Annotated in this window: 18 protein-coding genes and 1 pseudogene; 11 read left to right on the top strand and 8 right to left on the bottom strand. The window is 58.8% G+C overall.

Features of this window, described 5'->3' with window-relative positions; translation table 11 throughout:
* Positions 1-63 precede the first annotated feature (63 nt).
* The 5 genes from U858_RS0130480 to U858_RS0130460 all read left to right on the top strand — a co-directional run bounded on the left by U858_RS0130480 (position 64) and on the right by U858_RS0130460 (position 3,549).
* Positions 64-360: a hypothetical protein gene (locus U858_RS0130480; RefSeq protein WP_025140893.1), complete on the top strand. Its 297-nt coding sequence runs from the start codon at positions 64-66 to the stop codon at positions 358-360.
* A gap of 25 nt (positions 361-385) precedes the next feature.
* Complete coding sequence (locus tag U858_RS0130475; RefSeq protein ID WP_025140892.1) at positions 386-1,027, top strand: hypothetical protein; 642 nt, start codon at positions 386-388, stop codon at positions 1,025-1,027.
* Positions 1,024-1,413 (top strand): hypothetical protein, encoded by a 390-nt coding sequence (locus U858_RS34045; protein WP_025140891.1) that lies wholly within the window; start codon positions 1,024-1,026, stop codon positions 1,411-1,413. The genes U858_RS0130475 and U858_RS34045 overlap by 4 nt, the downstream gene beginning before the upstream one ends.
* Before the next feature lie 134 nt (positions 1,414-1,547).
* Positions 1,548-2,366, top strand: coding sequence for a hypothetical protein (locus U858_RS34495; protein WP_025140890.1), 819 nt, complete (start codon positions 1,548-1,550; stop codon positions 2,364-2,366).
* A complete protein-coding gene (locus tag U858_RS0130460) occupies positions 2,359-3,549 on the top strand; it encodes a site-specific integrase (protein ID WP_025140889.1) in 1,191 nt (396 codons plus the stop codon). The genes U858_RS34495 and U858_RS0130460 overlap by 8 nt, the downstream gene beginning before the upstream one ends.
* Positions 3,550-3,970: 421 nt before the next feature.
* Here U858_RS0130460 and U858_RS0130450 read toward each other — a convergent pair whose 3' ends face one another.
* From U858_RS0130450 to U858_RS0130435, 4 genes are all read right to left on the bottom strand, one after another.
* Positions 3,971-4,342: a hypothetical protein gene (locus U858_RS0130450; protein ID WP_025140887.1), complete on the bottom strand. Its 372-nt coding sequence runs from the start codon at positions 4,340-4,342 to the stop codon at positions 3,971-3,973.
* Positions 4,343-4,369: 27 nt separating this feature from the next.
* Positions 4,370-4,594, bottom strand: a complete 225-nt coding sequence (locus U858_RS0130445; RefSeq protein WP_025140886.1) for a hypothetical protein — start codon at positions 4,592-4,594, stop codon at positions 4,370-4,372.
* Between the two features lie 400 nt (positions 4,595-4,994).
* The gene (locus U858_RS35810; protein WP_157838879.1) at positions 4,995-5,303 is read right to left on the bottom strand and encodes a hypothetical protein; all 309 of its coding nucleotides are present in this window, start codon (positions 5,301-5,303) and stop codon (positions 4,995-4,997) included.
* A 94-nt stretch (positions 5,304-5,397) separates the two neighbouring features.
* Positions 5,398-6,036: a hypothetical protein gene (locus tag U858_RS0130435; protein WP_157838878.1), complete on the bottom strand. Its 639-nt coding sequence runs from the start codon at positions 6,034-6,036 to the stop codon at positions 5,398-5,400.
* 1,030 nt (positions 6,037-7,066) lie between these two features.
* Between U858_RS0130435 and U858_RS0130430 the strand changes: the two genes are divergently transcribed.
* From U858_RS0130430 to U858_RS0130410, 5 genes are all read left to right on the top strand, one after another.
* A complete protein-coding gene (locus U858_RS0130430; protein WP_025140884.1) occupies positions 7,067-8,365 on the top strand; it encodes an MFS transporter in 1,299 nt (432 codons plus the stop codon).
* Positions 8,366-8,530: 165 nt separating this feature from the next.
* The gene (locus U858_RS0130425) at positions 8,531-9,346 is read left to right on the top strand and encodes a fumarylacetoacetate hydrolase family protein (protein ID WP_029954562.1); all 816 of its coding nucleotides are present in this window, start codon (positions 8,531-8,533) and stop codon (positions 9,344-9,346) included.
* Between the two features lie 2 nt (positions 9,347-9,348).
* Positions 9,349-9,762 carry a nuclear transport factor 2 family protein gene (locus U858_RS34490; protein WP_025140882.1) on the top strand — a complete coding sequence of 138 codons (414 nt, stop codon included), beginning with the start codon at positions 9,349-9,351 and terminating at the stop codon, positions 9,760-9,762.
* A 52-nt stretch (positions 9,763-9,814) separates the two neighbouring features.
* Positions 9,815-10,819 carry an ornithine cyclodeaminase family protein gene (locus U858_RS0130415; protein ID WP_025140881.1) on the top strand — a complete coding sequence of 335 codons (1,005 nt, stop codon included), beginning with the start codon at positions 9,815-9,817 and terminating at the stop codon, positions 10,817-10,819.
* A gap of 122 nt (positions 10,820-10,941) precedes the next feature.
* Positions 10,942-12,045: a hypothetical protein gene (locus tag U858_RS0130410; RefSeq protein ID WP_029954561.1), complete on the top strand. Its 1,104-nt coding sequence runs from the start codon at positions 10,942-10,944 to the stop codon at positions 12,043-12,045.
* Between the two features lie 31 nt (positions 12,046-12,076).
* Here the strand turns inward: U858_RS0130410 and U858_RS0130405 are convergent, their stop codons facing one another.
* Positions 12,077-13,063, bottom strand: coding sequence for a LysR family transcriptional regulator (locus tag U858_RS0130405; protein ID WP_025140879.1), 987 nt, complete (start codon positions 13,061-13,063; stop codon positions 12,077-12,079).
* On the opposite strand from U858_RS0130405, the gene U858_RS0130400 reads away from it, so the two are divergent.
* On the top strand, positions 13,064-13,834 hold the full coding sequence (locus U858_RS0130400) for an SDR family oxidoreductase (RefSeq protein ID WP_025140878.1): 771 nt from the start codon (positions 13,064-13,066) through the stop codon (positions 13,832-13,834).
* Here U858_RS0130400 and U858_RS35235 read toward each other — a convergent pair.
* The 3 genes and pseudogenes from U858_RS35235 to U858_RS35230 form a co-directional block, all read right to left on the bottom strand.
* Positions 13,831-14,982 (bottom strand): IS3 family transposase, encoded by a 1,152-nt coding sequence (locus U858_RS35235; protein ID WP_115597047.1) that lies wholly within the window; start codon positions 14,980-14,982, stop codon positions 13,831-13,833. The two genes, U858_RS0130400 and U858_RS35235, sit on opposite strands and share 4 nt — an antisense overlap.
* A 254-nt stretch (positions 14,983-15,236) precedes the next feature.
* Positions 15,237-16,640 (bottom strand): annotated as a pseudogene (locus tag U858_RS34030) (IS1182 family transposase).
* A gap of 331 nt (positions 16,641-16,971) precedes the next feature.
* Entirely contained in the window at positions 16,972-19,869 is a 2,898-nt protein-coding gene (locus tag U858_RS35230; protein ID WP_081821778.1) for an autotransporter outer membrane beta-barrel domain-containing protein, read from the bottom strand.
* Positions 19,870-20,270: the final 401 nt, after the last annotated feature.

The raw sequence follows: 20,270 nt of genomic DNA, 5'->3' as shown, positions 1-20,270 counted from the left end.
ACGATTAAAGTAATGATCGTGCATTGCCGCCCGGCAAGACGCGCCACCGAAAAGAGGTGCAGGATGGCCAACATCAAATACTTCAGCGATGTGGCCGGCGACGCGGTGGCGCTCACGGCGCCGCACGGCATGCCAAACAAGGCGTTTGCAGCGCGCTGGCCAGGCGTCAAGGTGATTCCCTACGATGTCTACCAGACGCTGGTCGGCCATGCGGGTGGCAACCTTGGCGGCGCAACCTTGCCGGTAATGCGTAAGATCGAATACAAGTCGCTTCCCTCACGCCAAGAGGGCAACGCCAAGTGCGTCAATGGCAAGGCCAATGGCGCCTGCCTGTTCAGCTCAATCTTGAACGCGGCGTGATGCGCCCGCCCACATAGGAAAGCCCATGCCCGCAAGCAATCCAGGCCCCGATCTCCAGACCTTGCCGCAAGGCTGGGGCAACCTATGGCGAGCCCAGGTTGAGCCGTTGCCTGCAGGCGTAGGCGGCGAGCCATTCACAATCTTCGTGAGCGCGGACGGCCGAGACGCTGCGCATCTTGCGATCAAAGGCGCCCTGCATGCGATGTTCCCTGCCGCATACCAGGAGCTGGATGAAGCCTTCGATAGCCCGAGTTCGGCGCGGGACCTGGTGGGCGAAGGGTTCTCTGAGCGTCAGGTGGACCGCCTCTTTGAAAGCGCCTGGGTGAGTAGCAAGGTAGACGGCTGGGTAAGAGCCCCTGTGTTCGTCGTGCCCGAGGCGCCGGCGCTCTACGCTGCCTGGATGAACGCCCAGCTGGGCAGGGCTGTGTCCGGGCATGGCGAAGCCTTCAGCGGCGTGGCCGACGAGAATCCAGTCAAGGCGCTTCTGCAGCGCGTGGCAGACCTGAATTGCGACGCAGGCGAGATTGGCGCCGGAATGTTGGCCCAGCTCGTCGACGAGGCGCGGTTCCTGCTCGCCCAGCCGCAGGCAGGCGCGCCCCACGCGCAAACGCGCATTGAAGAGCCTGCTTTCGGCGTTGATCTTGATTCAAAGGAGTTAGTGGTATGAAAGAACAACTGTGGACGGTTGTGCGGTTCCCGGACGGTAGTTGGAGCTATGGCGGGAAAGCAGATGATTCGGCATACGAGCTCTGCGAAAAGTGGCGCTTGCTTTCTCGCACTGGACAACACGCGGTGAAGCTGGCCCAAGGCCGCCGCCGGCGCGGACACTCCGGCCGGCTGGTCGAAATCTACGACCCGCTGTGCCCGGACGACCCGCGTCGAGGGGCGATCCTTGGCGAGATGCGGTTGGTGGTGGAGGCCGCGACGGACGATGACGCTACCCGAGCGATCAAGTGGTGGGGCGCGTGGCCCAACCCACAGCATGAGAGCGCGCTAGAGTTCGTTCGATCCGCGCGCACCATGTTCAGGCAAGTGCAATCGCCGTCAAGTTGAGAGATGCGTATCTTGTCGCCCAACTCTGCCCTTGCTTTGCTGCAGGAGTGGCTGCGCCTCGCCCAACGCCTGCTCGCCGAAGGCCCACGAGCTTTTCGGGCTCGGGTCTATCCGCTCTACGTTGAATAGTCAGCATGGCTCGTCCCTCAGTTCTGCCCCTGCCTGACGATCAGGCCAAGCGGCTCTTGGTGCAGTTGGGTGCGATTGACCAAGCGCATCCAGCTGGTACGAATAGGGCCTTTCTACGCGATTTCTTCGAACTGGTGCGCCAAATAACAGGCGGGGTCTACGGAGCAAGGACGTACATCCAACTGCTGAAGCAGTTCGCAGCTCACCGAGGGCCTTCGGCAACGACGGTCAATGACGAGCTCCAGGGCTATAAGGCGCGCATTCTGGTGGCCGGCGGCGCAGCACCCGCGCCGTCGCCTGAAATCCCCGTTCGCGGCGTTCGCAGCGAAACGCCTTCCGGCACCCCGACTAGTACTAGCGAGCCATCTCGCTTTGCACTCGAGGCCATGGGGCGCGTCGGAGAGCTGGCGCAGTTGCAGCAGGTCGAGGTCGACCGGTTGCGCCAACGCGCCGAGCGCGTAGAGCGCCAGGCGGAAATCGCCTTTCGTGAGCGGGAAGAAGCGGAACGCGTGGCTACCGCGGCCAAAGCTGAACTGGCGGGCGTGCTTAGCAGTCGGGACCAGCTGCAGGCCACGGTGCAGCAGCTGACGGCGGCGCTGCAGCTGGCCAACGACCGAGCTGCCGCGGAAAATCGGGAAAACATGATGCGCATCGATCGAGCGCGCCAGGAGGTTCGAGAGGAAGTCCAGGGGCTGCGCGAGCAGGTCGTCGAGGCGCGAAAGCGTATTGCCCAACTTGAGACCGATAAGCGACAAACCGAGACCATTGTCGACGGTCTGCGCCGGCTGGTTAACGAATTGAAGGCTACTCCCCGCCATGAATGAGCTCACCAGGGCGGATGGCTCCGATCGGACCTTGCATGCACTCGGCACCGTTGCCAGCGATTGGGAGGCGGCCGATGTCTGGTTGCAGGTACTCAAGGAGACCGGCGTATCGCCGAATACTCTCCTCACCTACACCCGTGAAGTTAGGCGTTTACGCTGGTACGTGGAGTCGTTTTCCTTGCCTTTGCCTCGCCAATGGCGCTTTGACGACGTGCGCAGGTTTAGGGACTTCCTGACCGACGGGGCTGGTGACTACGCGGCGCGGCCTGGTGCAAGGATTGGACAAGACGGGTGGACGCCGTTTCGAGGGAGGATGGCGCCCTCGTCGGTGGCTCAGGCCTGCGGGATCATCGGAGAGCTCTACCGTTTTTGGGTCAAGGCGCGGTACGTTGAATTTGACCCTACCCTGGGCCAGGCGCGTCGGAGCAGTCGCGGGGCAGGGCGCCGCGGTGATCCTAAGTCCCTTGCCCCCGAACTGGTGGCGCTTGTGCTCGAAGCGCTGGAGCGACGCGAGCGGCGCCTGGCGGTGCACCATCTGCGCTACTACCGGGACCGCTTCCTGTTTCTGCTCTTTGTGCGCACAGCGATCCGGACAACGGAGGCGGCCTTGGCTGACATGGCCGATGTGTTTCGGGTTGAGGATATAGCGGACGTGTTTTGGGGGCTGGAAGTCAGGCATCAAAAGGGGGGCGGCTCGCGCAGCGTGCCATTGGACCCAGACGTCCTGGATGCGTTTCACCTCTATCGTCGGGCCTTCAACTTGAAAGACGCGCCCGAGCCGGGCGAAGAACTGGGTTTGGTCCTTTCGTTCAGGACCAGCACGGGGCGGGGCGGCAGCGCCCGCGGCAGGCGCTATCGCGCCAGGTGGCACGCTGTTCGCACGCGCCAAGGTGTCTACGAGATCATCAAGGGGTTACTGAAGGAGGCTGCGGCGCTGGCAGAAGAGCAGGGGGAGACGCAAGCCGCCGATCGCCTATCCGATGCTTCAACACATTGGCTTCGACACACCCGAGCTAAGGAAGTTGTATACAAAACCAAGAACCTGCGGGCTGCAGCCGAGTTGCTTGGCCACAAAGACCTTCGAACAACGATGGCCTACTCTCGCGCGCATTTTGTGGATCTTGCTCGTGAACTGAAAGAATCTGATAGTCCCAACTACAGTAAATCTAAATCGGCTTATTGACAGATTGCGCCTCGCGGTTGCGAGGCTCTGTTCTGGATAACGACGAGGAGATCTGGCGGTGAGCCTGAATGAGTATTTCTGTTTGGTGGGTGCCTTGGCGGCATTGATTGGGCTCTTCGCGATGGGCCACCTCAAGATTGAGGATGGCTGGGGTGCGCTTGAGCCGTCTTCATTCTGTGCTCATCCGTTCCTAGCTCAAGACGGCAGATACTCATGCTTGAATGAGCATTTCTTATATGGAAGAAAGCGGCTCGAGATGCGATTAAAGGTCTCTTGTCGGCTGCCCCTCCGGACGTGCGCTTTCACCTTTTTGACGGACTGCACGCAACTGGGCTCGATTGACAAAGCCACCTCGGTTTTGGCTAAACTCCGAGAGGTAACGTTCGACCCTGGCCTGGTCCTTACTGCCTAGACAAGCCTGTCAATAGAATTGGGCCAGTGTGCGAGCCAGGAGCTTCTCGGCGTAGAACGCTTGCATGCTTGTTAGCTTAGCCACCGCCAGCCGAAGGTCACCCGTGGCCAGCAATGCTTGGTAGAACTGCAAGGTCTCCTGACGAATTGCATCCGATCCAATTGGTTTATCCGGGCCGGCTAGGAAGTGGAAGGGAGAGGATTTCTCAATTGAGATCTCACTAATGGCATATAGGCCAAAACAAGCGCCCACAATCACAGCCAAGTCCCCTCGGCAGGCCTTATTGATCTTGCCGAGTGCGCGCTCGATCGTCTTCCACGACATCATCTGCGTGCCAACCTTGATGCCCTGGATATCGTCGCCGTGGCTCTCGATATGCACGAGAGGTTTTATCCCACTGAACTTGCACTACCGGCGGATGGACTCAAGCGCGGCGAGCATTTGGTCTGGCGTGGTTACGCAAATCCGTTGGACGATCGGTTGGTGGTGCTGAGGCACCTGGACCATGATCTGCATCGCGTGGTGAATGGCTTCGCCCGTTTGGCTATCGTCAGGCGAAAGCGCGTCGATGATGAAGATCGCATTGTTATAGAAATGCGATGTGATCTGGAAATCTTGTGGTCCGGCGGTCATGTGCAGTTTGCTAAGTGGCCAGTCCTGGCCGGGGAGGGCTGTTATACCCCGAGTTTGGCCTTACATTCACCATCGGACGAGACCTTGTTCAACCCGCCTCTCTGTTACGCAGTCGCCGCGCTAGCAAGTGAACCATTCGGGCGAATATCAACTTGAATGGTTCCAACTTTAATGAACTTCGACAGCCGATGGTGAAGATAAGCGCAGTTGCCGCTTAGGTGGCGGTCCGTGGCTCGTGGGTCGTTGCCTGGCTCGAAAAAGATGACATCTGATGTTGAAGTCAACTTACTGTTGGTCTCGGTGGGTCAAGCGGTGGCCGGCAACGGTAGAGTGATACCGGGGAGCTTAGGCCGAACCCGGTCGATAAGAGCGTCGAATTGACGCTGCGCCAGGTAGTGGTTCAGGCCTTGCCTACCGCGGAACAGTTCGGCGGTACCCAGATGCAGGGTGCAGCACCTGAGGCGAGCAGGGCCGGAGATGCAATGCGCATGTGGCCGGATGGGTAGGGGTCTGCATCGCTCTTATGGACCTGCCAGACTTCACCTCCGACGCGATAGTCGGCCAAAAGGATCGTCCGCCCAGCACCGTTGACCCACGTGGTTTGGCGCAAGCCCAGTTCGAGTACGAGCTCCGTTTCATTCAGGAGTATTGGCCTCAATTCTTGGGAGGCGTTTAGCTTCGTCGTGTTCTCGGCATCGGCAGGATTCATGGCATGGTCTCAGCGAAAAGGGGGGCATGCAAGCCTATTGGGGCATGATCTGTGGTGTGACGGTCGAAGGATCTGGTGCGGTCTCGGCCGACTGTTATGCAGTAGATGTGGCGGTCAGAACAGCGCTTACGCTTCGTCCGTCTCGGACGACATCCACCTTGCTCGGGACTGCAACTCGGAGCAGGCGCTCCACTGTCGCGTCGAGAGCTTCAAGCACGGCCGGATCATCGACTGAGACTGCGTAGCGATGTGCGTCCGGCAGCTGATGCATTACGGTCATGATGTTGTGCAGGGAGAACCTTACCGGCTCACCGCGGCGGTAGGGGCAACCGATCCGTTCAGCGTCATCCAGGTCAGGAAAGCCGACGACGACACCACGCGCCCGCCCCTGTGGCGTGCCAGGCGTCAAATCGTCGCAACTGGCGCCGTCGTCAGCGAGCAGTTGTGCGATAAGCCGAGGACCTCGGCGCGGCTGCAACATTACGAACGAACCGATTTTCACTACCAGAGGCTCTTCATGCGCAATGACGAACTGAAAATGGGTGGCGTCGCGCTCGGGCGCGACGCGGTTGAACAAAGCCCATGCGGCGAGCGGCATGGCCCCACCGTTCCTTGCCTCCCATTTCTGCCACGTGCGTTGTGCGGCAAACACTTTGGCCGCCGCTTCTTCCTGCGTGAAGCCCCAATACTCGCGTGCTGTACGTACGATAGATGCATTGGGATGCTTGCCCATGGGAACAGTGGCAGCGGCAGGCGCCGTTGGCCACGCCGACGATTTGGGCGGGTGAGCGTGCCGAAGCCGTGCAGCAGCCGGACGCAAGGGGAGGGGGGCGGGCATGTTACCGAGCATGGCGGTTTCCTATACAGCTAATGGGCGTTTAATAAACACTATGCGCCCATAATGCGTATAGCGAAATCTCCACTTTAGGCTGACGTGGGCGTCGCTGCTATCGGCCACCGGGCCACACCCCCTACTGCAGTTAACGCTCCATAGTGTATGCGGGCGGGATGTTGAACACGAACTGGACCGGTCTGTCTCGCAGGTCGTTGGCCTTGTTTCTGGTGTTCTGTCGTTAGGGTATCGAGGTGGAGGCTGTGCCGCGGAGTGGGCAGTCACAACGCGAACAGTCGGCTGGTTGATCGCTTTCAATGGCCGTATCTCTATCTCACTCGATCGCCCAGCTGAAAGAGCGCAGCCTCAACCTCGCGGAGTGTCGCGAATTCACGCACCGGGCAGTGTCGAATCGATGCTCCGGCGCAATCTTTCCCCGAGAATGCCGCCGCCACCTCCTCCATGTCTGGCGTCAACACGCTGAGGGAAAACCGACGTGAATGCTGGATGCGTTCGCATGCACTCGCGTTGCAATGACGCAGATCAGGACGGTGGGTGGGTCGGTGCAAACAGAACAGAACGCTGTCGCGGTCCGCCTACAGTGCGCGTCTTCATATCGGCACGTGATGATATTGACGGCGTGGCCAACTTTCGCATGGACCGTTTGAGCTCTTCGAAATTGACGATAGTCATGTGTCGAACGATTGATGCCACTGTCGCCTCCTTTTTTTGATCGCCCACCTTTATCGCCAGCGCTGCGCGAGTTCCACTGAAAATTCCGAAATTTGCTTATTCATGCCATGCATATAAATAGACTGAACGCTATTCATTTGCTGCATTTTGCTGATGCAGAAGTTTCAGTTTTTTCGCTAAGGACGCTCTGCTAAATTGGCCGCCACGCTATCCAAAAGAGAATGGCGAGGAGACATATGTGGACAATTCCATCAAGAACTTCGCGGGGACCAGTGTGCCCGGCGGTATGACCAAGCGCGCTCAGAGTCGGCGCAGCATCGCCTTGTTGACGGCGACCTCACTCGGGCTTGCGGGAGGGTATACGGCCCTCTTTGCGGGTACAACAGGCGTCTTTCTGCTGCCTATCGCGCAGTCGCTGGAGGTGGGACGAGGCACAGCCGCCAGTTGTATGGCGTTGGCTTCGCTGGGCCTGGCCGTAAGCTCGCCAGTAGCCGGAAGGCTGATGGATCGCTACGGTTATCAGCGCATTATCGGGATTTCCATTATCTGCTTCGTGCTTGCTCTGCTGCTGATGGGTGCGGGGCCGCTGACGACGACGGCGCTGGGCAGCAAGACTTTCCTGCTTGGCTTGCTTGGCGTAGCGACCTCACCCGTGGGATATCTACCTATTCTCGCCTACGCATTCGAACGCCGCGTCGGGCTGGCTTTCGGCATCGCCTCGATCGGCGCAGGTATCGGCGCGGCTCTGGCTCCGCTCATTACCGGCTTGATGATCCGTCACTACGACTGGCAGACGGCATATCTGCTTCTGGCTGCCATTGCGGCCTTCATTGGCTATATTACCCATGCAATGCTGCGTCGCATTCCCGCCCAGGAGCAAGCCGTGCAGGCGTCGACTGATGCGAAGCCGGCCGCCAGTCTGACCGGCGATGCGCCGAAGATTGCCTTCGCCAATCCGCGTTTCTGGCTGATCGGTTTGTGCGTCGCTTTGATTGCGGCGGTCGGCCTGGGCAGCATCGTGCATGTTCCGGCATTGCTGTCGGATAACGGCGTGTCGCCTGAAATGGCGGCGGCTGGAGCCGCATTCTCCGCAATCGGCTTGGCCACGGGTCGCTTCCTGGTCGGCCTGCTGCTGGACCTTGTCGCGGCGCGCGTGCTAGCCGCAGCGGTATTCCTGCTCGGCGGTTTCGGCGTGGCTCTGCTGGGAACCGCCACCCATGACACCCCATATCTGCAACTTGCGCTGGGAGCGATGCTGACAGGCATGTTAATAGGTGCCGAGGGCGATCTGGTGCCATTCTTCGTGAAGCGTTACTTCGGTCTGAAGAACTTTGGTGCCATATATGGCGTGCTGATTTCGCTGTTCTGCCTCGGCACGATGCTTGGGCCCGCCTTGTACGGCCTGGCCTTCGACCGCTTTCATAGCTACGACATGGTGATGCTGACTGCAGGCATCGTGTGCGCCGTCTGCGCGTTCGGAATTCTCATGATTGGCGCCTATCGCTACCCCGATCCGCATCTGGGTGCCCGCGCCTGAGACGCAATAGACGCGCTCGCCCTACGCGCTCGCCCTACGCGCTCGCCCTACGGGCGCGCCTCCCGAACTCTGCATAAGTGCCCGCCGGCACAGGCTGACGGGGCCGACGTCTGCACTCAGGTCAAGATTTTTTCGAAATATCCGTTTTCCGTACTGGAGCTAATAATGAAGATCGCAAGGTTGGAGCATGATGGCCATGCTGTCTGGGGAGTTGTCGGCAGTGAATCCGTTGAACTGCTGCCGGGAGCGCGCGATTATGGTCAGGCCTTGGCCGAGGCTGCCGCGGTAGCTAAGCGGGCCACCGTGCCGATCACAGAGGTGCGCTGGCTGGCTCCCGTCATGCCTGATACCAAGATCATCTGCGCCGGCCTCAACTATGGCAAGCACGTGCGGGAGATGGATCGTGGCGCCAGCGCTCATCCCTCGGTTTTTCCGCGCTTCGCCGATTCGTTCGTGGGGCATGGAGCAACGGTCATTTGTCCGCGCAACTCTGAGCAACTGGACTACGAGGCCGAATTGGCCGTGGTGATTGGAAAGCAGGCGCGCCATGTGCCTGTGGAGCGCGCTCTGGATTACGTGGCTGGCTACACTTGCATGGCCGAAAACTCGGTGCGCGATTATCAGATGCACAACCGGCAGGCGACGCCTGGCAAGAACTTCGAGTGTTCCGGAGCGCTCGGCCCATGGATTGTTTCCGCCGATTCGCTGAACGGTCCGCGCGAGGTGCGCGTGATTGGGCGCTTGAATGGCGTCGAAGTGCAGAACGGCGGTCTGGATGACCTGATCTTCTCCATTCCCACGCTGATTGCCTACCTGAGCACCTTCACCACGCTGAGAGCGGGTGACATTATCGCCACCGGTACGCCAGAGGGTGTGGGCATGACTCGCAAGCCACCCCGCTACCTGCGTCCCGGCGATCAGTTCGAGGTCGAGGTTTTAGGGGTAGGTGTATTGCGCCACGGCACGCGGCAGGAGGATTGATCATGGCAGCTACAGAACTCCTCGAATGCCTGCAAGTTGTGTACCGATTCTTCGATGCGCTCGATATCCACGCCCACGACTGCGCGCTCGCCCAGTTCGCCAAGGAGGGCGTATGGGAGCGGCAAGGCCGCGCCTTGGCGGGCCACGCCGAGATTGGCGCCGCGTTGGCAGCACGCTCGCCGCAGCGCCGCACTTTTCATGCCGTCTGTAACCCGGTGGTTAGCCTGGATGGCGAAAACCAGGCCACCGTGCGCTTTTTTTTGATGGCCTACGAAGCGCAGCTGGACCAGGAGGCCTCGGCGCCGCTCACGCCCGTCGGCATACGCCGTTGCGTAGACCGCCTGATACATGACGGCCATGCCTGGTGTATCGCGCACAAATCCAGCTGGGCACACCTGCCGCCAGCTAACCACTGACTCTCCCGTCGCGGGCCGCAGCCCGTCGATTTTTTTACCTGTGATGATACTGATGAAGAATACCGCTCTCTGGCTGACCGAAGCCGAAGTCGCCGGCCATGTCCCCATGGTTGACGCGATCGATGCGTTGGAACGCAATCTGATCGAGATTGCCGACGGCGCCGCCTTTAATGTACCCAAGGCCCTGGGATCTCTGGGCGACGGCGGCGCGATGCATGCGCTGGCCTCCGCCTCGCCGCGATTGGGCGTGTGCGGGTTCAAGACCTGGGTACACACGCCCAATGGCGCCAAGGCCGTGTTTGCGCTGTTCGACTCGAACAACGGCAGCCTGCTGGCCATGATGGAGGCGAACACGTTGGGCCAGATCCGCACTGCGGCTATGACGGCGCTGGGCACGCGGTGGATTGCACCGGCCGAGGCGGACGATCTGGCGATCGTGGGAACCGGCCGCCAGGCCATTGCTCAGGTGTATGCGATCAATGCGGTGCGGCCTCTCCGGCGTGTGCGCGTCTGGAGTCGCGACGCCGCGCGTCGTCAAGCATTCGCCGATAAGGTGCGCGTCGACCTGCCGCAAGCCGATGTGACCGTGGCCGGGAGTCTGGAAGCCGCCACTGACGGCGCCTCGCTGGTAACAGTAGTGACGCGCGCAACAGAGCCGTTCTTCCGGGCGGGCCTGCTTGCCCCCCATGCGCACTTGAACGCCGTGGGCGCCATTCTCCCGGCCAACGCGGAGGTCTTCCCCGATGTCTTCGATCGCGCCTGGGCTGTGGTCGTGGACGACCTGGACAACGCTCGCCGCGGGTCGCGTGAAATGCGGGAGAGATATGGCGTGGATGCGCCGCAGTGGCCCAAAGTGCAGACGTTGCCAGACGTCATCAAGCGCGGCGGCCTGGCCAACGGAAACAGCGGCGACGTTACCGTATTCAAGGCTATGGGTATGGGCCTGTCCGATTTGGCCGTCGCGGCGCTGACTTACGAGCGCGCGTTGGCCGCGCCGGGCACTGCACTCACCGTGCCGCTGACGGCGGCTGCCCCGATCCAGTGGACCAGGGACTGAGCCGGGACGTGGCGCAATGCTTACCGAGACCCAGGTTGTCGCCTCGTCAGCCATCAATCGCCCGCCGGTCTAAGCCGGCCATGCCTTCTCAAGAAATCCATATCTGTACAGCGGAGAAAACAATGTCCGAGACTACCTATCGCCTGGTTAACATCAGCGGCACCGCGCCGGCTCCTATCAACCACTGGGCTCCCGTGCTGGTGCCACGCGAGGCCATCGAAGCCGAGATCCGGCGTCTAGCCGATGAACCGGCGCCCACGGATGGTTATCGCGCCGCCGCCGTCATCCATCCCGAGTGTGTTGACGGTACTCAGGGCTTCGCCCCTGGCGTTGACGTCACCATCGAAGTGCTCAAGCCCGGAGAACAGACCCGCCCGATGCTGCGCAATTCGAACCAGATTCACTTCTGTATCCTAGGTTCGGGCACCATCCAGGTCGGTAACGAGACCCTGGCGAGTGACAAGTGGGATGTCGCCTCCATTCCTTCGATGCAGCCCTATAGCTGCAAGAACACAGGCAAGGAGTTGTGGGTGCGCTTGGTCTACTCGAATGCCCCACTGTTGCGCAAGCTGGGTGTTCACTGGTCCGCTTACGCGCAGGCCGGGTGGGAGAGGAGGGCCATCGCCTCGACGGCGGGGGTCAACATCGACATCAATCGCGGCAATGCCCCCGATATCCAGATTTCGGCAGAGGGTGCGCGTCTGCGCGGGTACGAATTCCTCACCGACATTGAAGTGGTCGAAAACCGGCCGCTGGTCTGGCCTTGGGAGTCGGCCGCGCCGCTGCTCTCGCAAGAGCGGGATGATGGCCTGCGCAACATAATCCTGCTCTACAACCCCGCAACCGAGCGGCGCAACGGCACCACTCATTCATTCTTTGCTACGCTATTCTCGCTGCCCAAGGGCGTGCCGCCCCGGACTGTGACCCGCGGCCACAAGCACAGTTCCGTGGCAATCAACTACCACTTCCTGGGCCAGGGAAAGAGTGTGGTCGACGACGAGACGATTTACTGGAAGGCTGGCGATCTGTTGCTATCCGGCCCCTCCTGGTCCGAGCACGCCCACTATTACGACGAGCACGGCGCCCAGGTGCTGACGATCCAGGACCATCCGTTGCATATCGGCATGGAGTCGCTGATCTGGCAGGAGCGCATGGACGGCCCGATCCTGAACCTCGGTTCGGAGGCAGGTCAAAAGGGCTATGTCGGTCCTCGACAGGCAGGTTGAAGCTGCAGGGGGTGGAATGAAGGTCGGTTTCCTAGGTCGGTGATTGGAACAGTTCCAGGAAAATCTCGCGCAGCCACGTATGCGCCTGATCGTCGTCATGGCGCATATGCCAGTACATGTGGACATCGAACACGGGCTCGGGAAAGGGTACGGGGTAGATGTCCAGCGAGGCCCGTCCTCCGAGGTACCGGCCGATGCGCGAAGGCACCGTGGCGAGGAGATCGGACGTGCCAATTACCTCCGGCAAGGCAAAATAGTTGGGGATGCGAAGCGTGACGTTGCGCGAAACATTGAGGTTGGCCAAGCCTTCTTCCACCGGATCGTCGGGTGGCATGATCATCACGTGATAGCTCTGTTCGAATACTTCCCGTGTCAGAGGCTTGCTGCGTCCGACCTGCTCGCGCCGCAGGACCACGCAGCCGTCTTGGAACAGCGATTGCTTGCGCATCGTCTGCCTAAGCATATTTAGGTGGCCCACGGCAATGTCCACTTTGCGGTCTTGCAGCATCTGCTCGTAATTGACTCGTGGCGCCTGGAAGATGGCCAGCTTGACTCGGGGGGCTATCTCGCGCAGCCGGCTCATCAGCGCCGGAACAAGCAGCATTTCGCCTACATCCGAAAGCAACAGGCGGAATTCCCGGTTGCAGTCCTCGGGCCGGAAGTTCGACGAGTCCATAAGCGAATCCTTAATTGTCTCCAGCGCGGCCCGCACGGGTGGGGCCAGCCGCTCGCACCGCTCGGTAGGTTCGAAACCGCCAGGGGAGCGTACGAACAATCTGTCGTTGAGCGCTTCGCGCAGACGTCCTAGCGCGTGACTTACCGCCGGCTGGCTCAGATTTACCTCTTTGGCCACTTCGCTGAGATTCCTCAGTCGGTACACCGAATCAAAAATTTTTAGGAGATTCAGATCCAGTCTATTGATGTCCATCGGTAAGCCCCCTTTTGTCTCTTCCTTTGCTTCATCGCCGTGTCTGCCGAGACCGCTCGGCAAGGATACCGCGGGGCCTTCAACTCGCATATGGAATTCATCATGTCCGCAATCCTCTCACAACAGCGAAATCTCTTCGTAATCACCGGCGGAAGCCGCGGAATTGGCGCGCAGATCGCGCGCATGGCCGCGCGCACGCACCCTGTGGTCATACTTTACCGGCACGACGTTGAAGCCGCCGATACTCTTTTGCATGAAATCGGTGTCAGCGGCGGTCAGGCCTGGGCCTTCCAGGCAGACGTTGGTGACGAAGCAGCACTTTGCAACGCATTCCGGCGTATCGACGCATTGGGTCGAGTCGAGGTACTGGTCAACAACGCCGGTCTGACAGGCGGCGCTTCGCGAGTGGGGGACCTGCGGGGCGAAGCGCTGGCGCAGGTGCTTCAGGTGAATGTGTTCGGCGCATTCATCGCTGCGCGTGAGGCCGTGCGGCGTATGTCCACGCGGCGAGGCGGCGCTGGCGGTGTTATTGTCAACCTATCGTCGGGAGCCTCGGTGCTCGGCGCGCCTGGAACTTGGGTGCACTACGCCGCATCTAAGGGGGCGATCGACACGCTGACGATCGGACTGGCCAAGGAAGTCGCGGAGGAAGGGATCCGAGTGAACGCGGTACGGCCGGGCGTGATCAACACGGAAATCCATCAGCAGCGCACACCACAAGCACTGGCCATGATAGTCAACTCTATTCCCATCGGACGCATGGGCACGGTAAACGAGGTGGCTGAGGCCGTTTTATGGCTGGCGTCGCCCGCAGCGTCTTATGTCACCGGTTGCTTGATGGACGTGCGCGGAGGATTCTAACACTTGGGCAGGCGACAAATATCGGCACGTTTGTTGGGTCGATGTCGGCGCTGTTTGTGGGCAATGCGACCTGCTTGCCGCTCTGTAAAACGGCGACATTTATGCGCCTTGCCTACACCGCGGAGTACGCGGCGTTTACGGTCATGCTCACGGCTATGGAAGACCAGATGATGAGTTAACTCGTTCTTCAGGTTGCTAAAGAAACTCTCCGCTACCGCTTTGTCGTAGGGATCACCTTTGGCGCTCATGCTGCGGGCAATGTCGTGCTCGGCTAGCAGTCCTCGATACTCTGATGAACTGTACTGTGCACCGCGGTCACTGTGCTGCATCAAGCCTTGCCCCGGATTGCGCCTGGCAAGAGCCATTTGCAGAGCACCGATCAGCAGATTTCGATCAGCCTTTTCCGCCATGCTCCAACCGACGACCGAGCGTGAGTAAAGGTTAAGCAGCACTGCATATAGCCAGACTGCCCGCGTCGGAACGACCGTGATATCCTCCACCCATACTTTGTTGGGGCATTGCACGGTGAACTGGCGCCGCAGGCGATTGGGTGCGGGTCCGAGCAGCGAGTGTTTATCCAGTCGACGAAACCGCTGCTTGCGCAGTGCCTCGATCCTCGCCTGGCGCCTTAGTCGCGCAACGCGATGTTTGCCGCAGGCTATTCCTCTGGCATTGAGCGCACACCACGTTTTGTCAGCCCCATAGGCCTGCCGGTTAGCGTGGTGTGTGCGCTCAATGGCAACCAACAAACTGGCGTCCTCTTGAACACGCTCGCATGGCGTTCGGCCAAGCCAATCGTAATATCCGCTACGGCTCACCCGCAGCGCGTTACAACCGGGCCACCGGGAACTGCTGCTTGATAAGCTTGCACAAAGGCGTACCTCACGGCAGTTCCCGCGCAAAGTACGCCGCCGTTTTTTTTTTAAGATGTCGCGTTCTTGCGTAACCTGCTCAAACTCGCGCTTGAGGCGCTGGCTCTCGGTCTGTTCGTCAGTGCGTGCTCGACCTTTGTCTGGGAAAGAGATATCCGGCCCATGCGTGGCCAGCTCCTTCTTCCATCGGTAAATAATCGTGCGCTTCACACCCAGCATTATCGCCAGTGGGGTGCCGGTAACCTGGCCTTGCTCCAACTGGCGAACCGCCTCGATCTTGAACTAGCGGCTATGGTGCTGGCGCTTGGTGCCGTTCGCATTGCTATCGGGCTTGGGTTTATCCATGGGACACCTCCTTCAAGTATTGTCTACTTTTACGAGTGTCCGGAAAACCCGGGCTAGCTCAGTCTGACCGCTACTGGCCGATTCTGTTGCAAGACTCGCCCCGCATCTTCCATGCGCGGGTGACCTGCGCAGAGTTTGAGATCAAGAATTCAGGCTAAGCGGGAGAGGCGCCCCGTCGGGCCTCATCAAGCCATCTTCAATGCCGAATCTTCTGCACGTTGCACCAACCACTTCGCCATTCTTCGCAGATTCTGGGCTGTTGCAGCCAGCAGGAACTCGTCCCGTGCACCGGTGAGCCCACGAAATCTAAGTCGATCCAGTTTCATGATGCGCTTGAGATGCGCGAACAGCATCTCCACTTCTTTTCGCTGCCTGCGCGATTGACTGTATGCCGGTGTCTGCGCGAGGGATCGCGCCACCTCACGGGCACCGTCATGGATGCTGCGTGCGATTTTGCGGGAAGGTTTTTTAGGACAGCAGCGCTCCTTGAGTACACAGTTGGCGCAGTCCCCCTGGCTCGCACGAAAGATCAAAGTGTCGTCCTTGGTGATCCGTGTGCGCGGTAGCGTGAACTGGCGTCGGTCACTACGCAGTGCATGGCCTTCTGGGCAGACATACTCATTGCGCTCAGGTACCCATTGGAACTCGCAGATCGACACGATGCCGTCCTTGCGATGAGCCTTGTCCCAAACGGGTACATGAGGTTCGATCTGCTTATCTTGGACCATCCGACCCAGCATCTAGGCGGTACCGTACGCGGTATCTCCTACCAGGCGCCGAGGCTTGATATTGAAGCGCTTTTCGACTCGCTCGATCATATTCCGGGTCGACTCAACCTCCGGTGTGCGATGAGCCGGCGTCGCTTCAACGTCCATGATGATCCCGGCTGCGAGGTCGATCAGGTAGTTGGTAGAGTAGCCGTAGAACGCTGGACCGCCAGATGCGGCCGTCCAGCGTGCAGCAGGATCCGTCGGGGAAATGTTCCGGGAGGCTGCGTCTGCTTCATGCGTCGACGCGGTTGCATCATCGGCAATCGGGTTGTTTGCTTCCAAGGCTTCGAGGTACTCGCGCACAGCGCGACTGCATTGAGAGCCATGGCGCCAATGGTTGACCTCGGAGCTTGGAACCTTGTTCGCCCGGTTGGCGTCGGCCTTAATGATGCTGGCATCAACGGCGAAACCCTCTCCTTGAACCAGCCCTTCACTCATGCACCGGCGCAAAAAGGCCTCAAAGACGAAGCGAAACGCATCGCTCTGGCGGAGACGGCCGTGGCGGTTCTTGGAGAAGGTGGAGTGGTCGGGAACTCTGTCCTCAAGGGCAAGACAACAGAACCAGCGATAGGCCAGGTTGAAATGGACCTCTTCGGACAGCCGCCGTTCGGATCGGATACCCATGCAGTAGCCGATCACGAGTATGCGAATCATGAGTTCGGGGTCGATCGAAGGGCGACCGGTGTGGTTGTAGAACAGCGCAAGATTTTGGCGCAGTTCGCCAAGATCTAGGAATCGGGCAACGCCTCGAAGAAGGTGGTCACGCGGGACGTGGTCTTCGAGGTTGAAGGCGTAGCTGATCCTGAACCGTGGCCTGATCCATCATGACAGGCATCTCCATCAATGAAGATGTGACACCAGAACGACGTGGCAGTTCTGTGTTCAGGGAGAGTTTTTCAACAGAATCGGCCGATGGCAGTTGTCGGAGTTCATCATGAGTGGAAATGACGGCCCCACTAAATCAATCACCTAGGAAAATTAAGCCATCGGCGATGGGATCCTCGTGCCACTTAAGTTGGTATTGCGCGGACAAAACTTCACTTAACTTGGAGTTTTGCGGGGCGCGTCGCTCGGGCCCTACACTACACAAGCAAAGCAGCCTGGCGCTCTGGGCTTCCTCCGCCCCGTACTTCGCGGCCCTCTTTCGAAACTACCAAGCAATCTTCACGCCTACATGTCCGGCAATACTGTGTCCCGAATCCGGTGAAATAGGCATCTCATAGTCGAGAGAGACGGACAAACTGGTGCGCTTTGAGAGTTCACCCGACACTCCTCCTCCCAATCGAATCCAATTGCCACCGAGCTCGGTCTTGAAGATGGCTGGATTGGTACCATCAAGGTCTGTGAAAGTGGTTTTCGCCCTGGCGCCGAAGGCCGACAAGAGGTCACCGCGCAACCAGACAGTCAGGGGCTTGTCGTCGGCCACTGTAATCTGCTTCGACAGCCGTCCTCCGAGGCGTCCATAGATCGCATCGCTGTCGTTGAAGGAGATCAGGCCAAAGCGGTCCTTACTTTTGTCAAAGGAAATACGCTGATAGATCAATTGACCTTGCGGCTCGAAGTTCCAACTTCCCCCCAGGTCGATGGAATAACCGGCTTCCAGCGACGCGACGGACCCCAAGCCGTTAGTTGACAGCGACTGCGGCTCGGAACTGTTCGAAGTCGCACGGGTCCGGCTGTAGCGCGTCCCTTGAGCAACCGCATCAAGATACCAGCCTTGAGCACCGCGATAGGTATAGTAGGCACCCATCGTGTAGCCGTCCATGGTAACGGTACCGGCTTTTTTTCCCGGGCCGAGATCAACTGGGGAAAAGGCCTTAGCACGCGCAGTGCCGGCGCCTATATAGAGGCCCCCAACAGCGAAATCGCCCGCGGCATTGCGTTGGCGCAGTAGATCTGCACCGGTCTGGAATCCGGAGAAGCTATAGTCGTAGCTTGGACCGCGCGAGGCCAACTGACCGGTGACGCTGTCACCATCGAAGCGGCGCGTTCCGGTCTCGCCGATCAGGCGACCCCAAACGCGGTTGCCATGACCGCCCCCTTGAGGGGGCGTGGCCTCATTGCCGGTACGGTCGCGCCATGTTCCCAGCATGCCGAGACCAAAGCGGCTGGCGAGTGCTGGGATCGTGGAATTGACGAATACCTCCGGCCGATAGAGCGGCGCTTGGTCCCCACCAAGCGCGCAGGCCGGAACCGTGGAATCAAGCGAACAGTCTAGAGATGAGCGCAGATACCAGTTACCGTTATCGCTCGAATCCCCAAGACCTCCCTGATACAGGCGATAATCGTAAGCACTAGCAGCCACGCGGTTGCCGAGCCGGAAAGCATCTGGAGCAGACTCGGCCATACCTCCGGTCACCGTGACAAGCTCAATGCCGTTGCCAGTGGTCAATCCGCCCAGGCCGCCGATATTTTGCACGAAAATAATGGTCGCGCTATTGCGCATCACTACGCTGTTGGCGACAAGATGATCCGTCATCGAATCGTCTGCTCCCAGCACCGTATTCATAAACAGGTTACCACCATTGCTGGTATAGGTACCGCTGACCGTTAAGACTGTTCCGGGCGCTCCATTAAGGAGCACGCTTCCTGCATTGCTCAGCCCAGCGACCGTTTGGTCGAAACCGTTGAGATCAAGCGTCCCGTCCGTCGAGAGCGTCGTCTGAGACAATGGGCTAAATGTATGCGTTGCTCCAGCCCGCAAAACGCCCGCCAACACCTGAGTATCACCAGAATGAATATTGGCGCCGTTTAGGATCGTCACGCCCGTGCCGATCTGCTCAACGGATCCTGCTCCAGAGATTGAGCCAGCGAAGGTCAGCTCATTCGAGCGCTTGAAAACCAGAGTCCCGTTGTTCAGCACATCGCCAGCGACGCTGCCTGTCGTACCGCCATCGCCAAGTTGCAGTGTGCCGGCATCGATTGTCGTGCCGCCTGAATAGGTGCTGACGCCAGTCAGCGTCAAAACGCCTAGCCCATTTTTAGTAAGCGAGCCCTTTCCATCGATCACGCCACCATAAGTCGTATTTGTGCTTTGAGCGACCGTCAAAGCCGCAGTCCCAAGCGCCACATTACCTCCTGCACCGGAAAGCGATGACATTGTCAACTCATAATTGTTCAGATCAAGCGTACCATTATTTATGGTATAAGAAGTATATTGCGGAAGGGCCTGAGGAGCTCTCGCGCTCAGGATGCCACCATTAATAATGGTTCCGCCGTTATAGGTGTTAGTGCCGCCCAGAAACAATGTTCCCTCGCCGCTTTTAGTAAGGCTGAGTGTCCCCGCCCCCCCATCCCGGATCGAGCCGTTAAAGCTCGAATCACCTAGGACCGATGAGTCGACGGTAAGCATGCTATTATTCAAAGCAGTGTTTTCAACTACCCCCCCAAGCCCTACACTTTTTAATGATCCGACGGTTGTACTATATCCATTGAGGCGCAAAGCACCTGCGTCTGGCGAAGAATACAGATAAAACTGTACCAAAGTTGAAGCGCTAAGAGCGTCATTTGCTAGTACATTGAGCGCCGCACGATCATATAGCCGGATATTGGCTTGACCAATGGCTCCGGAGGCAAGCGCATTCAACGTGCTATCTTCGGAAAATTCTATCAGACTGCTGGCTCCATCAAGACCGTTGGCCACCGAGACATTGAAAACACTAGAGTCATAAAAACTTATTCGGGCCAATCCAGCCATAGCTTGGGCCGCCGACGCGTTCAGCACACTATTGTCAAAGAATTTCTGCGTTCCATCGGTGACAGCTTTTTCGCCGGCAGCATTGAGGGTACTGCTATTATAGAAAAACTGACTGCCTCCGCTGACGGAATTTTCAGCGACAGCATTTAACGTACTGCCGTCATAGAAATCCTGCTGCCCGCTTGAAAATGGTCCATTGGTCGTTTGGGTACCGTTGTAGGACTGAGCCATCGTCATGCCGGGTGCGGCGCATATTGTAAAAAAATTGATTAATAGATCTCGTACGAGAAAATGTGGGAGTATTTTTCCGGAATTTGAGAAAAAACGATGGTGATTTTGGAATGATTGCATAGATGCACTGACAGCTTGATAAGATGAAGAAGTTTTTATACGTGATAAGCTAAAGCTGGGAGTTGATTTGCGGTCGCCTCAATTCACGCTCGATCATGAAACCGCACTGGTCTAGCCGATTTTTTCAAATCTATGATCGTATGCCCCCGTCCTGACTGCCATAAGAAAATTCTTAGATCGCGCCCTGCCCTAACAATTATTTGTAATTGAGCGTGATGCGGAGTGGTAGGTCGGAACATCTCTGTTGACCGGCACACGGCTAGCGGTATGTAAGGCTATCTTGAAGAAGAAGTGTATCGCTACAGTTCAGGTAGCGGTCTGAGTTGACTCGGCCTGAGTTTTTTTCTTATGACGCTGTGGGCAGCATGTTTTATTTATCCAGCATGAGCCTATCTCCGCTT

The organism is Achromobacter sp. DH1f (assembly GCF_000633435.1).
In the GTDB taxonomy this organism is placed as follows: Bacteria; Pseudomonadota; Gammaproteobacteria; order Burkholderiales; family Burkholderiaceae_B; genus Achromobacter; species Achromobacter deleyi.
This window is presented reverse-complemented; position numbering and strand designations above follow the sequence as displayed.